This is a genomic window from Sinorhizobium sp. KGO-5 (assembly GCF_036245905.1).
GTDB lineage: Bacteria > Pseudomonadota > Alphaproteobacteria > Rhizobiales > Rhizobiaceae > Sinorhizobium > Sinorhizobium meliloti_A.
Genome location: NZ_BDIZ01000004.1, coordinates 275,635 through 289,871 on the forward strand (window position 1 = coordinate 275,635; position 14,237 = coordinate 289,871).

The following is a 14,237-nucleotide window of genomic DNA, read 5'->3' on the forward strand; positions in this document are numbered from 1 at the left end:
TAAAAAAAGAAGGCGGCCACAGCGGCCGCGCTCTCTATGTGTGCCGCCGGATCCTCAGAACCGCTGCGTCATCGAAACCTTGAAGGTTCGCCCCGGCTCCGAATAGAATTCGGCAGGCTGCGTGAACGCATTCTGCGTGTTCACCGCATCCCAATAGGTCTTGTCGAAGACGTTGTAGACCCCTGCATTCACCCTCAGACCCGGCAACTGCTCCGGCTCCCACCAGCCGGTGACATCGACGATGCCGTAACCCGGTGCCTTGAAAGTGTTCGTCGATTTGTCCGAAACGTCCATCGCCGCCGTCAGAATGACGTCAGTCCCCCAGGTTTCGGCGGCGTAACCGACATTGAGGACTCCCTTCAGCGGGGCAACGGAGCCAAGCACCTCGTCGGTATCGAGATCTCGGCCATAGGCATAGGCGAGTGCGGTGCGAACATGGACGCCATTGCCGAAGACTTTATGGCCCGATACCTCGACTCCATGAATAGAGACATTGGCACGGTTGATCGCCTCCGTGATGCCGATCGGGTAGATGCCGGTCGGATCGCGAGAAAAGCGTTCGTCAATGAAGTTCTTATAACGGTTGTAGAAGGCGCTGACTCGGCCGCCGAACTCGTCGTCACCAAGATTCGCGCCGATTTCGAAACCATGGCTCGTTTCGGGCTTGAGATCGGGATTGCCAATGCTCAGATAGCTGCCCGGCGCGCCGTAATTCAGATAGAGTTCCTCGGCCGTCGGCGGCCGGAAAGCCATCGCCCACTGCGCGAAAAGCTCGACCTCTTGCGCTGCCTGATAGGTTGCAAGAAGCTTCGGCGACAGCGCCAGATCGCTCTGTCCCGGCGGCAAGCCGTCATAATTGGGGTTGCGCATATAGGCGGCGGTATTCTCCGGCGAATAATCGTACCAGTCGAAGCGCAGGCCCGGCGTCAGCGCGAAGGGACCATCGCCGATCGAGATGCGATCCTGCAGGTAGATGCCGATCTTCCTGCTGTCGACGTCGGGGCTGTCCGACTGGTTTGTGTGCAGGAAGTTGCAGGAAGGACTCGGCGCCGTGTCGCAGCTATCCTCGCCCGAGGAATATTGGTGCAGCTTGCCGATGGCAAAGTCGCCGCCGAGCGTGACCTTATGCTGCAGGGAGCCAGTGTCGAAGTACCTGTCGACATAACCGCTGGCGCCGAAGCTCTCTTCTTCGGCCTCGTTGAGGCGGGAATAATCCCCGATCACCGAGGTGCTGCGATAGGCGTCGCTACCGTTCTCGCGAAGCAGGCGCTGCCAGTAGATCGTGGCCGAGGCGCTGTCGAACCAGGCGTTGTCGTCGGTGGCCTCGAATTCGTAATCGAGCGACAGGCGCTCGCGCCGGGTGTTGTCGAGCTTGTCGTAGTTACCTGGCCGATAATTGCCGGTAGGGCTCTGGCCGGACATGAAATCGATGTCCTTGTCACGGTCGAAGCGCTCGGCCGTAAAGCCGAAGGTGTGGCCGCTATCGGTATATTGCCTTACTTTGAAGAGGAGATTGTTCTGATCGTAGTCGGCAGGGTCGGCCTCGGTGCGCGTTGTGGAATAGCCGCCAATGTTGCCGTTGCTTTCCTGCTCATGCCCTTTCTTGTAGCCGCCCTGGAAAAGGACCGCCGTATCGTCGTAGCGCGCGGCAACTGCAGCGGACCCGCCGAGACTTTCGTCCTCGCCGTCATAGGCGAATTTGAAGATACCACCCCAGGTCTTGCCCTCGCCGATCAGGTCCTCCGGCTCGAGTGTGCGTAGCACCACGGCTCCCCCGAGCGCGCCGCCGCCCGCACGGCTGGAATCGGCGCCGCGAACGATGTCGATCGTCGAAAGGGCGGCAAAATCGAAGCTGTCGATGCCTCCATCGGCGTCGCGCGCCCCATCGTCGATAAAGGGGATGGGAATACCGTCGATCGTCGTCAGCACGCGCGGCCCTTCGAGGCCCCGTATATTGACGCTGCCATTCGTGCGGTTGAAGTTCACCCCTGGCTCGAGGCTCCTGCCCAGATCCTCGAAGCTCGAAATCTGGTTGTTGTCCAGTTCCTCTTCCGTCACCTGCTCTGCAAGCGGTGTGTCCGCCACGCCCTCTTTCTCTCCCCCCCTGACGGAAAGTTTCTTTAAGACCGTTACGCGCCCCTGCTTTTCGGCGGCGCCCGCCGCCTCTTCGATGGATTGCGCATGAGAAATTGTTGCTCCGGCGAGGGTAGCGAATGCCGTGCAAGCCAAAAGCACCAGGCGATGATGCCGGTTGAGCATGGACCAGTCCTTTGAAAGTGTTGGCCGGGCTTGCTGTTGAGCGGCGAACTCAAGGGCTGGCTGGGCAGTGCGAAATCGAACAAGGCGGCGATTTCCGCCTTATTTCAGCCACATAAGAAAACATGAGTGTAATTGTCAATATATATTTGGGGGTTCTTCCTCATCTTCATGCCTGCGGTGTGACCTTCGTCCTCAGTTTCAGCACAATTTGAAACAGGATCGTTCCCGGTGCGTTTCGCCGTCTGGGGCTGCAGAAAAGCCTGGGGCTGCAGAAAAGATGGAGAGGACCTCATGCGCCACGCCGGAATCATTCTGATCTCCGCGTTTCTCCTTTCAGGAGCGGCCTTGCCGAAGACCGGACCGGTACCCGCGCCGCGTCCCTCCGCCGGCAGCGGCCAGCCGACGCCCACGCCCAAGCCCATTACGCCACCGCCGGGTGATGCTGAGAGCCTGGAAAAATCCGGCGGAGAAAAGAAGGACGGCGCGCGAGCGGCGGAAGAATTGCCTCCGAGCTGGAAGGACGACGCCCTCGACGTCGGCCCTGTGCTGACGATCGAAAAAGAGAACCCTAAGGAATATGCATCCTGTCTCTCGGAATTGAAATCGCTCGGCGCCGCCTTTGCCGAGGTCGATGGCATCGATGACGGCAAGGGCTGCGGCATCGACAAGCCGATCCGGGTCAGTGCGATACTGCCCGATGTGACGCTGAAGCCCGAGGGGGTGATGCGCTGCAAGGCGGCGCTGGCGCTCGCGCGCTGGACGAAGGAAACGGCGGCACCGGCCACCAGAAGCGCCTTCGGGGCCGAGACCCGCATCGTCGCCTTGAACCAGGCATCAACCTATATCTGCCGCCTGAGGAACAATGCGGAGACCGGCAAGATATCCGAACATGCGCGCGGCAACGCGGTCGACATCGCCTCGTTCACGCTCAGCAACGACAAGACGATCGAGATCCAGCCCCGCGACGAGGACGGCACACTCACCGGCGCGTTCCAGCGGGCGGTCACGGCTTCGGCCTGCCTGTATTTCACGACCGTCCTCGACCCCGGCAGCGACGCGGCGCATGAAGATCATCTGCATCTGGACGTTATCGAAAGAAAAAACGGATACCGCTATTGCCGCTGAGGAGGCGCGGTCGCCCCTCAACCTGCTGCCACGACCTTCTCCCCGCATGCGGGGAGAAGGGAATTGCGGCGAGCGCCAGCGCGGCCGAGCCGCCTCAAAACAACCCCTCGATATACCCTTGCTCGTTCAGCCGTATCCGCTCCGAAGAAGGCACCTTCGGCAGGCCGGGCATCGTCATGATCTCGCCGGTGATGACGACGATGAAGCCGGCGCCGGCAGCCAGCCGGACCTCGCGAATCGGCACGGTGTGACCGGTCGGCGCTCCGCGCAGGTTCGGGTCGGTGGAAAAGGAATACTGCGTTTTAGCCATGCAGATCGGCAGATGGCCGTAGCCCTGATCTTCCCAGGTGCGCAGTTGATCGCGAACCACCTTGTCGGCGATCACCTCGCTCGCATGATAAATGTCCTTGGCGATCGTTTCGATCTTTTCGAAGAGAGGCATCTCGTCCGCGTAGAGCGGTGAGAACTGCGAATGGCCGGCATTGGCGAGCTCCACGACCTTGTAAGCGAGCTCCTCGATGCCCGCCGAACCCTCGGCCCAGTGCTTGCAGAGGACCGCTTCGGAGCCGAGCGTGCGGACATAGTCCTTGATCGCACGGATCTCGGCCTCGGTATCGGAGGTGAAGTGGTTGATCGCGACGAGCACGGGGACGCCGAATTTCTTGACGTTCTGGATGTGACGGCCGAGGTTCGGGCATCCCTTCCTCAGCGCCTCGACGTTCTCCCTGGCGAGATCCTCTCTCTTGACGCCTCCGTTCATCTTGATCGCCCGGACGGTGGCGACGATCACCGCTGCATCCGGCTTGAGACCTGCCTTGCGACACTTGATGTCGAAGAATTTCTCTGCGCCGAGATCCGCTCCGAAACCGGCCTCGGTCACGACGTAGTCGGCGAGCTTCAACGCCGTCGTGGTGGCTACGACCGAATTGCAGCCATGCGCGATGTTGGCGAAGGGGCCGCCGTGTACGAAGGCGGGATTGTTCTCGAGCGTCTGCACCAGATTCGGCTGCATCGCGTCCTTGAGCAGCACCGCCATCGCCCCGTCGGCCTTGATGTCGCGTGCAAAGACGGGGCTCTTGTCGCGGCGGTAGCCGATGATGATGTTGCCGAGCCGCCTTTCCAGGTCCTTGATGTCCATCGCCAGACACAGGACCGCCATGACTTCCGAGGCGACGGTAATGTCGAAGCCGGTCTCTCTCGGATATCCGTTGGCGACGCCGCCGAGCGAGCCGACGATCTGGCGAAGCGCCCGGTCGTTCATGTCCATGACCCGCCGCCAGGCAATGCGGCGAATGTCTATCGCCTGTTCGTTGCCCCAATAGATGTGGTTGTCGATCAGGGCGGCGAGAAGATTATGCGCCGACGTAATGGCATGGAAATCGCCGGTGAAATGAAGGTTGATGTCCTCCATCGGCACCACCTGGGCGTAACCGCCGCCCGCCGCCCCGCCCTTGATGCCGAAGCAGGGGCCGAGCGACGCCTCGCGAATGCAGACGATCGTCTTCTTGCCGATCCGGTTCAGGCCGTCGCCGAGACCGACGGTGGTCGTCGTCTTGCCCTCGCCCGCCGGCGTCGGGTTGATGGCGGTCACCAGGATGAGCCGGCCGTCCCTCTTTTCCTGCTGAGCCGCAATGAACTCGGCGCTCACCTTGGCCTTGTCATGGCCATAGGGAAGCAGATGCTCCGGCGGAATGCCTAGTTTGGCGCCCACCTCCATAATCGGTTGCTTGCGCGCGGCACGCGCGATCTCGATGTCGGACTTTACCTCTCCCACGGCTTCCCCCCAGTTTGCCTCGCGCATCCCGCCTCCTCCGCGGGGTGCGCAGGTTCCGTTCCTTTGCCTAGGCTCGCACGTCACCCGTCAACGGGCAAGAATGTCGCGCATTTCCACGAGGTTCGACCGGACCCTGAGGATATAAAAACCCATGGTGGCGAGGTGCGTCGGCATGATCCAGCCGTCCTCGCGGCCGTTCGAAATGATGAGCGGCTGGATTCTGAGCGCCGCGCGAAGCTGCTTCATCGTTTCGGTATAGATCGGCCCCAGGCCACGCTGGGTGACGACATTCTCGAAATCGGCACCGGCAGCCGAGAGAATGCCGTAATAGCCGTAGAGCTGGCCGAAGGCGAACCAGAAGCGGTCGTCGGCCCGCGTGTCGAACCAGCCGCCATTGTGGAACTCCGATCGTTCGCGGATGATCGCCGAGGTGTTGCCGAGATCATTGGCGACGCGATCGAGGAACTCGACCATGTTGTCGGACCGTCCGTCGAAGATCGCCTCGCACTTGCCGAGCGAGACGTTAAACTTCCTCAGGTCGCGCATCGCCGAACGATAGAAGCTGGGCGTCGGGGTCTTCGGACCAAAGGGGTTAAGGCCGAAATACCAGGTTTCCTCGTCGAACTGGATATTGCCGCGCGCGCTCTGCAGGTCCGCATTGACTCCCGATGTACCGCGAACACGGCCGAGCGAATCCACCAGTTCCACCGCTGTGCGCCGGACCGCCTGATTGATGCCGCGCTGGAAGGACGCCTTGTTGTCCAGCCAGGGCGTATCGTCCCAGTCCAGTCCGAAAAAGCCGAGCTTGTAGCCGAGCATCGACGAGATCCAGGCATTCTGATTGACGTTGAGATCGATGAGATCGGCCGCCACCTCGACGACGGCCGAGGTCTGGCAAACCGTTCCGGCCGGAAGCTCCGCCACTGCGAGAGCCTCGGTCGTGCTGTCCGCACCGGACGGTGCGACCGTAGCTCGGTTCGCGTCAGCCGCAGAACCGGACTGGCCCGTCGTCGTTCCAGGTCCGCTGACGGGCGAACCGGCCGGAGTCCTGCGGTCGGCGAGCTTGTAGCGGTCGACATAGTCCGGGTCGAAATTCGTCCAGGCTTGCGTCTGCCAGACAAAGTAGGCGTAGAAGAGCACGAGGCAGAGGAGGATCAGGCCGATCGGCCCCTTGATGATCCAGCTTCGTCCCCGGTACCAGTTGCCGAGCGCGACGAACGGCCACAGAAGCCAAGCCACCGCCAATCCGATGCCACGGCCGATCGCCGTGAATACACGCTGGAAGAACGCAACGATCGGATCGAACATGTTTTATTCCTCTTTGAGACCGTAGAGCTTATGACGGAAGGCGGCCTTGTCCTTGAGATATGTGCCGGTCAGTGTCGCAACAACATATTCGCGGAACTTTTCGCTGTAGCCCTCATAGGCTTTGTAGAAGCCTTGCTTGTCGAACACGAATCGCGAGACGAAATCGCGAGGGACGAGTTCGGAGATCAGGCGGTTGACGAGCCATTGATCCGGATGCTGCGGGGCGGCCCGGACGAGCAGAAACCGGTTCTCGGGGGCGACGTCCTGCATCCTGATCGTACCCGTCGCGGCGATCGCCCGCGCCATTTCCTGGAGGAAGGGATAAATCCCGTCGCGCGCCACGAGCGCGGCATTGCGGTGGATCCAGGTCTGGAGCCATATCCGGTCGACACTCGTCAGATCGGCCTGCGGATCGGCATCGTTGACGAGCCCACGGATCACCATGTCCGCGCGATGCTGGAAGAGGCCGGACTCCTGCACCCAGGATGCCTGCGGCAATTGCAGCCGGTTGGTCGTCGCCAGAAAGTCATAGATGCGGGCGTGGTCGGTTATGGCGATGTAGCTGACCTGCCAGGGCCGCGAACGGCGAAAACCGGGCACGGAAGGGTCGCAGATGACCGTCGTCGTCTTCTCGTCGAGAAAGACGTAGACGCCGCCGAAGTGATTTGCCCAGAAGGCCTCGTGGCGGAAGACGAGTTCGTCCGGCACGAGCACGTTCTGCCTTATGTCGCCGGTCGTCCTGGCGAGTTCGACCATCCGATCGAGCATCGCGTCGTCCGCCCACGCGTTCGGCACCTTTTTCAGCCGGTCGACGAGCTCGCGCAGTTCGGTCGCCTTGCCGAGCATGTCCTCGGCCGAGAGCACCCGGAAGCGGACTTCGTTGATGGAAAGCAGATCGTCAATGTCCTCGACGACCGAGACCGAATCCTCGATCTCGCCGTAGAGCGCATCCTTGATGGTGACCGCATTGATCGCGCGGCCATTGGCGTTGAAGAATTCGTGCATCAGCGCCGCGGTGTTTGAGAAGCTCGTGTGCACGACCGGCAGCTCCGCCTGCGCCGGCGTCAGGATGATGAAGCGCCGGTTGACCCGGTTCGGATCCAGATAGTCGCGGTCGCCGATTTCCTCGGCGATTTCGGGTGAGAAGCCGGTCATGTCGATGCTGAACCGCTGAAGAGCCGTCGGTTTCAGCCCGAAGCCTTTGAGAGCCTTGTTATAGCGCGAGACGAGATGCGGTTCGGAAATGTCGAGCAGCCGTCCATAGATGAGCTCCGCTTCCAAAAGGCGCTTCATGCGGCGATGCTCCTCAGCATTCTGCCCCTCACCCTAGCCCTCTCCCCGCGCGCGGGGAGAGGGGACACCGTCGTGGCCTGCTTCAACCTCCCCAGCCAGAAGCAATCTCGTCCCCTCTCCCCGCCTGCGGGGAGAGGGTTAGGGTGAGGGGCAAATGCCGCGAACACAACCTTCATCCCTGCCACCTGCCCTCGCGCTTCATCGTCTCGATCTCTCGGATCGCCCTCTCGCGCTGACGCTCCCGGCGGATGATCTCGCCGACGGCCGCATCGTCGGATTTGTCGGTGTAGCGGAACTCGCTATCCGCATAGCGGTTGATTTCCTGCAGCACCATGTCGATGGTGATCGGGCCTCGCAGTTGCTCGATCATCGCCTTCTTCTCGTCGTAGGGCCTATGCATGAACGTGCCGGCGTCCCTGAACCAGTCGTCGGGCAGTTCGACGTCCATGGCCCTCAGCTTGACGGCATCGGTGATGTTCCTGATGGCGCGCCCGGTGAAGCGGGGTTCCGCCTCCTTGATCATGTGCAGATAGGCGCCCACATCGGCGAGCGTGGCGATCTTGCCCTTCTCCTTCTGATACCGCTCCCAGACGGCGGCAAGCCCCTCCTCCTGCGGTCGCGCATGCGCGGCATAGGATTGCGAGACGGCGCGCTTGATCTCCTGACCGGCGTAGAGATCGTGCTCGCCGAGCGGGATCTTGTGGTTCTTGCCGACGAGCAGCGCGAAGATGTCGATGTAGTCGTCCTCCGTCTGCGGCCCGTCGACCAGCCAGCGCGCACCGGCCCGCTGGCGCAGCGCGTCGTCGACATTCTCGGGATAGTTGGAGAACATGCCGAAGGTGCAGTTGCCGCGCACCACCGTCGAGGCGCCGGCGAAGCTCTCCATCAGCACCGCCGTCACCTCGTGCTGACCGGCCGAGGCACGGTCGTCGGAGCGCTTAGCCGCCACCTGGTCGACATCGTCGATCGTGCCGAAGCCGATCGCCCGCGGGTTCACGACGTTGTTGACGAATTCCTTGCAATTCTGGCCCGATTTGCCCTGATAGGAGGAAATCTGGTCGACGCCGAAATTCTCGTAATGGAAGGGATAACCGGCGATGCCGCAATATTCGTGCAGCATGCCGGCGAGCATCTGGATCAGGATCGTCTTGCCGGTACCCGGCATGCCGTCGCCGATGAAGGTGAAGAGAAAGCCGCCGAGTTCGACGAAAGGGTTCATCTGCCGGTCGAAGTCGTAGGCCATCAGCATCTTGGCGAGCTTCAGCGCCTGGTACTTGGCGATGTGATTGCCGATGATCTCCTCGGGCTTCTTGAAGGTCATCACCAGCGGCTTGCGCTTCTGCCCGGGCGCGACGTCGAAACCGTTGAGCGTAAAATCGTCCTGGTCGAGCCGGATATGCACGCTCTCGAAATTCTGCAGACCGGTGAAACGCGCCTTGCGCGCAATCAGACCCTCGATCGCGATGCGGGAAAAGGCCCGGGATCGTGCGACCAGCGCGAGCTCGTCCGGCGCACCGGCGATGCTGCGGTCGAGACCGGCGACCATGGTTTTCAGCGCATCCTGCGGCGTGTCGAAAAGGAAATCCGGCTCCGCGGCATCGTCCACCGGCTCGCCCTCTTCCTGCAGCGTCGCGCCGAGATAGGCGGCAAGCGTGAAGGCGGCGATATAGGCCGAAGCGGAGAGCAGCGCTTTGAAATGGGCCGCATCCTCGCCGGTAAGCGGCGCGGTGGCGTTACGCGCCTGCAATTGTTCAAGGTTCGTCTGCCGCGCGAAGACATCGGCAACAGCCAGCGCCACCTGGATGCCGCGACGGGTGCGATAGAGCACCGAATGCTGCGCCGGCGACAGGAGCGGGTCGGCGCTGCGAACCGCCTGGATGGTGCGTGCGAGTTCGACCTCGCGGCTGCGGCGCTGACCGCCGGTCGATACCGTCGAGACGAAACGGCGCCCCGTCCCTGCCAGCGGCGTGGCGGCCGCGCCATCGTCCCGCTCGATAACGGCAAGCTTGGTGACCAGGCTCTGCGCCACCGCCTGATGTCTGGCGATCTCGTCCTCATGCAGCGTCGTCAGCCCTGTGTTCAATGCCATGGCTCAGACCTCGCTCACCACCTGGTTGCCGGATATGACATGCACCTTGTAATCGCCGAAGACCTGGGCGGCCTCGCCGGAGGCATAGAGCGCCTGGTACGCGTCGTGCGGCACCAGTGCATGCTTCTCATACGCGCTTACCCCCATGCGCGCCGCCTCCAGATCCGTGGTGTCGATGTGGAACTCCTCCTGCGCCTGGGTGGAGGACCAGAAGCCACGCGTCGCCGGCCGCTCCGCCTTCGAGAAGACCTCCTGCACCGTCCAGGTGAGCAGCCACGCATTCTCGGTCTTGCGCACCCTGGAGAGAATGTCGTTGACCCTCGCATTGTTCTCGGTGATGCCCGCCGAATAGAAGGGGCCGAGCACGATCCGGCGAAGCTGCTTCGGATGCAGTTCGGGGAAGTCCCTGTCGAGATTTGTGGCGATCGTCGCCGGCGTCAGCGAATAGGCGCTGTTCTTGGAGGCGAAATCGTCAAAACGGCTTGCGAGCTCCGGATTGAGCAGGCCGCCGACCGGCAGCGGAATCTCGACTCCCGGATTGAGCTTGCCATCCTCGGTCACCAGCATCTCGACGATATTCTCCGAGGAATCCTCGATCGTCGCCATATAGATCATCGGCAGCGTCTGGCTGCCGTCGAACGCGCCCCAGGAAACGACGTAATAGGGCCGCATCGTCTTCGGATTGACCGCGACCCGGATCGTCTCCGGCAGGATGAACGGCGAAAAGATATCCCCCTTGCCGATCTGCTCCAGATAGAGCCTTTCGGCCATGCGAACCTGAAGCGCCTCGGGGAACGCCCTCTGCCTCAGGATGAAATCGACCATTTCCTCGCGCAGCGCATCGGCGGAAGGAATGCTCGCAAGCCGCTTCTCCGCATTCTGCCGGTCGTTTTCGAGTTCCAGCACGTTCTGGAAAACCGGAAAGCCGCTTTCGGCGCGCGAGATGCGAAACTGTTCGACGAAACCGATCCGGTTTTCCCAGCAGGCGATCGAGGCTTTCAGCCGGGAAAGATAGGGACCGATGACTTCGCCGACGACGCTGTCGCGGTAAAGCGGCGAATTGCGGTCTCCGAGGAAGAGCTCGAGCCCTGCGAGCGCCGCCCGGACGGAGCCGAAATATTGCCTGACGGCCGAAGGAATGGCGGTATTCATGGCAGCTCTCCCGGCAAATGCCGAAAGTCGGTCGCAGATCGGATCATTGCCGCCTTGCCGATCACTGCTTCACATAATTTGCTGCATTATGCTTGTCCATCACCGTCTGGAAGCGGCGCGCGAAGGCGTCGTCGGCGAGTTTCTTGCGCCGCTGGATATCCTGCGTCGCAAGCATGTTCTTTTCATGCATCTCGAGCAAATCGCCGATGTGGCGCTGTGCGGCCGCGCCGATCCCGGCCATGGTCTCCTCGGCGGCCGTGTCCACCTGACTGCCGAGCGTGTTGATCTTGTGCGCCACGTCCTGCTGCGCAGCCGTCTTCAACGAATCTTCCAGTGCCTTGTAGAGAACGATGCGCTGTTCCGTGTCGATGGTAAGCTTGTTGATCAGCGTGTTCTGGGCCGCGATCTGGTTGTTCAAAGAATCGACGAAGGTCTGGAACATGGCCGTGTAGCGCTCGAGCGTCTGGCTCTCGGCCAGAAGCTCCTGTTCCTTCGCCTGCTTTTCATTGTATTCGGTCGCAAGCTGCGAGCGTTCGCCTTCGAGGTCGGTTCGGGTCTTCTGGTCTGTCGAGGCGGCGATCCTGTTCTCGATATCGAGCAGCAGCGGGTTGAGCTCTTCGATCCGCTTCTGAGTCTGTTCCAGCGCAGCCATCGTGCCCTTGCGGCGCTCGATCACCTGGATGAGGCTCTGCTCGGAGGTCTTGTAGCGCTGGTCGAGAATCGCCTTCTGGTCCTTGAGGATGCCGACGATGGTATCCGATTTCGACAGCAGTTCCTGCAGGTTCCCTGCAAGCGACATGTTGCGCACGCGATCGGTCCGCAGCCTCTGCATCTTCTGCTTCGAGAAGATTCCGATGAACTTCTCGTAGCCGGTGTAGCTCTTCATGCTTTCGAACTCGGCACCGAAGACGTTGGTGGCGTCCTCCAGTCCGATGATCAGATCGGCGATGTTGGCTTCCATCACCTTCTGCTGGTTGACGACGTCCTGAATGCGGGCGTTCTCGATATCGAAATTGACGTCGCCGAGCTTGGTGTCCGCCTTGGCGAATTGCTCGAGAACGACGCCGGACTGCTCGAGCTTGCTGCGCATCTCCTTGACGACGGTTCTGGTCTTCTCGATCTCGGTGTCAAAATTCTGAAGCGTCGCCATTGCCTTCTCCCCTAAGCCAGCCAGCAGTGCGAGCGGACTATTTCAGCCCTTGATTGCACTTATATAAAGGATGTTTAGCACGGATCGACAAGGGCGGTGGCCGCTTTTTCGAGCGCACGACAGTAGGGCCGGTGCATCGCCGCCGGCCGGCTTGCGCGTCACCCTTCGTGCATCCGGTCTTCCCAATGGCGACGACAATAGGAGACGTATTTCTCATTGCCGCCGACATCCACCTGAGCGCCCTCCCGCATGACCTTGCCGCGGCCGTCGAGGCGAACGACCATCGTTGCCTTGCGCCCGCAATGGCAGATGGTCCTGACTTCGCGCAACTCATCCGCGATAGCGAGCAGAGCCATGGAGCCGGGGAAGAGCTTGCCCTGGAAGTCCGTCCTCAGGCCATAGGCCATGACCGGAATGCCGAGGCGATCCGCCACACGCGCCAACTGCCAGACCTGATCTTCACCGAGGAACTGCGCCTCGTCCACGAAGACGCAGGCTATTTCACCGGAGCCGTCGCCGTTCAGGCGCTCGATCAGCGCATGGAGATCGTCCTCGCTGCGGAAGGGGATCGCCCCCGATTCCAGCCCGATGCGAGACGCGATGCGACCCTGGCCGGCGCGGTCGTCGAAGGCTGCGATCAGCATCACGACGCGCATGCCGCGCTCTTGATAGTTGTAGGCGGCCTGCAGGAGCAGCGTGCTCTTGCCCGCATTCATCGTCGCATAGCTGAAATAAAGTTTGGACATGGTCCCATCTCCGGACATCGTGCCCGCTACATGACGGGGCACGCGTCCGATGACCAGAGCATCCCGCAGCGACTCACAGATTTCCGAGAGGGCGCACCTGCGATGGCCCGCAAGTCCCGCTCGCATCGGGGGGGCGGTATTTCGCGGGCATTGCGACATCAGGCGTCGCTTTGTGCATCCCGTTAATGTACTGAGGCAATACACTTCTTTAAACGCCAGGGCGCTTGAATTCGCGCTTCATTGGTGTTTGGCTAACGCTTCATTGGTGTTTGGCTAAAAAAAGAACACAAGGCAGGGGAACGACGACGATGATAAGGACGCTTTCTCTCAAATTCACGCTGGCGGGAGCCGTTTGCATGGCAACCCTGACCGCCGGAAGCGCTTTTGCAGCCGAACCGGAAAGCTGCGGCACGGTCCGCTTCTCCGACGTCGGCTGGACCGATATCACAGCGACCACGGCGACCGCGACGACCATCCTCGAGGCGCTCGGCTACGAAACGGACGTGAAGGTCCTGTCTGTGCCGGTTACCTACACATCGCTGAAGAACAAGGACATCGACGTCTTCCTCGGCAACTGGATGCCGACCATGGAAGCGGATATCGCCCCCTACCGCGAGGATAAATCCGTCGAGACGGTGCGCGAAAACCTCGCAGGCGCGAAATACACGCTTGCGACCAATGCCAAGGGCGTGGAACTGGGCATCAAGGACTTCAAGGATATCGCAGCCCACAAGGACGAACTCGACGGCAAGATCTACGGTATCGAGCCGGGCAATGACGGCAACCGCCTGATCATCGACATGGTCGAAAAGGGCACCTTCGATCTCAAGGGCTTCGAAGTCGTCGAATCCTCCGAGCAGGGGATGCTGGCGCAGGTCGCCCGCGCCGAGAAGTCCGGCGACCCGATCGTCTTCCTCGGATGGGAACCGCATCCGATGAACGCCAATTTCAAGCTCACCTATCTTTCCGGTGGCGATGACGTATTCGGCCCGAATTACGGCGGCGCGACGGTGCACACCAATGTGCGCGCCGGATACACGACCGAATGCCCGAACGTCGGCAAGCTTCTCCAGAACCTTTCGTTCTCCCTCCAGATGGAGAACGAGATCATGGGCAAGATCCTCAACGACGGCGAAGACCCGGAGAAAGCTGCGGCCGCGTGGTTGAAGGACAATCCGCAGAGCATCGAACCCTGGCTTGCGGGGGTCACGACCAAGGATGGCGGCGACGGACTGGCCGCGGTCAAGACCGCCCTCGGCCTCTGACCGGCGGCAGATCACGCGTGGCATTTTGAATTGCTGCATGTTCCGTGCTCAAATCGGCTCGATATGGGAAATGCAG

General features: G+C 61.4%; 10 protein-coding genes. 2 read left to right on the forward strand and 8 right to left on the reverse strand.

Features of this window, described 5'->3' with window-relative positions:
- Positions 1-54 precede the first annotated feature (54 nt).
- On the reverse strand, positions 55-2,259 hold the full coding sequence (locus tag BHD07_RS19685; RefSeq protein WP_100671850.1) for a TonB-dependent hemoglobin/transferrin/lactoferrin family receptor: 2,205 nt from the start codon (positions 2,257-2,259) through the stop codon (positions 55-57).
- Positions 2,260-2,550: 291 nt separating this feature from the next.
- On the opposite strand from BHD07_RS19685, the gene BHD07_RS19690 reads away from it, so the two are divergent.
- Positions 2,551-3,384, forward strand: coding sequence for an extensin-like domain-containing protein (locus BHD07_RS19690; protein WP_100671851.1), 834 nt, complete (start codon positions 2,551-2,553; stop codon positions 3,382-3,384).
- A gap of 94 nt (positions 3,385-3,478) precedes the next feature.
- On the opposite strand, the gene BHD07_RS19695 is transcribed toward BHD07_RS19690, so the two are convergent.
- From BHD07_RS19695 to BHD07_RS19725, 7 genes are all read right to left on the reverse strand, one after another.
- A complete protein-coding gene (locus BHD07_RS19695) occupies positions 3,479-5,185 on the reverse strand; it encodes a formate--tetrahydrofolate ligase (RefSeq protein WP_198516697.1) in 1,707 nt (568 codons plus the stop codon).
- 60 nt (positions 5,186-5,245) lie between these two features.
- Positions 5,246-6,466 carry a DUF2333 family protein gene (locus tag BHD07_RS19700; protein ID WP_100671852.1) on the reverse strand — a complete coding sequence of 407 codons (1,221 nt, stop codon included), beginning with the start codon at positions 6,464-6,466 and terminating at the stop codon, positions 5,246-5,248.
- Between the two features lie 3 nt (positions 6,467-6,469).
- The gene (locus BHD07_RS19705) at positions 6,470-7,759 is read right to left on the reverse strand and encodes a DUF6638 family protein (RefSeq protein ID WP_338282740.1); all 1,290 of its coding nucleotides are present in this window, start codon (positions 7,757-7,759) and stop codon (positions 6,470-6,472) included.
- A 172-nt stretch (positions 7,760-7,931) separates the two neighbouring features.
- Positions 7,932-9,848 (reverse strand): AAA family ATPase, encoded by a 1,917-nt coding sequence (locus BHD07_RS19710; RefSeq protein WP_338282742.1) that lies wholly within the window; start codon positions 9,846-9,848, stop codon positions 7,932-7,934.
- Positions 9,849-9,851: 3 nt separating this feature from the next.
- The gene (locus tag BHD07_RS19715) at positions 9,852-11,000 is read right to left on the reverse strand and encodes a hypothetical protein (RefSeq protein ID WP_100671856.1); all 1,149 of its coding nucleotides are present in this window, start codon (positions 10,998-11,000) and stop codon (positions 9,852-9,854) included.
- Positions 11,001-11,061: 61 nt separating this feature from the next.
- On the reverse strand, positions 11,062-12,150 hold the full coding sequence (locus tag BHD07_RS19720; protein ID WP_100671857.1) for a hypothetical protein: 1,089 nt from the start codon (positions 12,148-12,150) through the stop codon (positions 11,062-11,064).
- Between the two features lie 158 nt (positions 12,151-12,308).
- A complete protein-coding gene (locus BHD07_RS19725) occupies positions 12,309-12,896 on the reverse strand; it encodes a thymidine kinase (protein ID WP_100671858.1) in 588 nt (195 codons plus the stop codon).
- A 308-nt stretch (positions 12,897-13,204) separates the two neighbouring features.
- On the opposite strand from BHD07_RS19725, the gene BHD07_RS19730 reads away from it, so the two are divergent.
- The gene (locus tag BHD07_RS19730) at positions 13,205-14,161 is read left to right on the forward strand and encodes a choline ABC transporter substrate-binding protein (protein WP_100671859.1); all 957 of its coding nucleotides are present in this window, start codon (positions 13,205-13,207) and stop codon (positions 14,159-14,161) included.
- Positions 14,162-14,237: the final 76 nt, after the last annotated feature.

Excerpts from the sequence above, each read along its gene's own strand:
- BHD07_RS19695 (WP_198516697.1), bottom strand. The coding sequence starts at position 5,185 with ATGCGCGAGGCAAACTGGGGGGAAGCCGTGGGAGAGGTAAAGTCCGAC.
- BHD07_RS19720 (WP_100671857.1), bottom strand. The coding sequence starts at position 12,150 with ATGGCGACGCTTCAGAATTTTGACACCGAGATCGAGAAGACCAGAACC.
- BHD07_RS19690 (WP_100671851.1), top strand. The coding sequence starts at position 2,551 with ATGCGCCACGCCGGAATCATTCTGATCTCCGCGTTTCTCCTTTCAGGA.
- BHD07_RS19730 (WP_100671859.1), top strand. The coding sequence starts at position 13,205 with ATGATAAGGACGCTTTCTCTCAAATTCACGCTGGCGGGAGCCGTTTGC.
- BHD07_RS19705 (WP_338282740.1), bottom strand. The coding sequence starts at position 7,759 with ATGAAGCGCCTTTTGGAAGCGGAGCTCATCTATGGACGGCTGCTCGAC.
- BHD07_RS19710 (WP_338282742.1), bottom strand. The coding sequence starts at position 9,848 with ATGGCATTGAACACAGGGCTGACGACGCTGCATGAGGACGAGATCGCC.
- BHD07_RS19700 (WP_100671852.1), bottom strand. The coding sequence starts at position 6,466 with ATGTTCGATCCGATCGTTGCGTTCTTCCAGCGTGTATTCACGGCGATC.
- BHD07_RS19725 (WP_100671858.1), bottom strand. The coding sequence starts at position 12,896 with ATGTCCAAACTTTATTTCAGCTATGCGACGATGAATGCGGGCAAGAGC.
- BHD07_RS19685 (WP_100671850.1), bottom strand. The coding sequence starts at position 2,259 with ATGCTCAACCGGCATCATCGCCTGGTGCTTTTGGCTTGCACGGCATTC.
- BHD07_RS19715 (WP_100671856.1), bottom strand. The coding sequence starts at position 11,000 with ATGAATACCGCCATTCCTTCGGCCGTCAGGCAATATTTCGGCTCCGTC.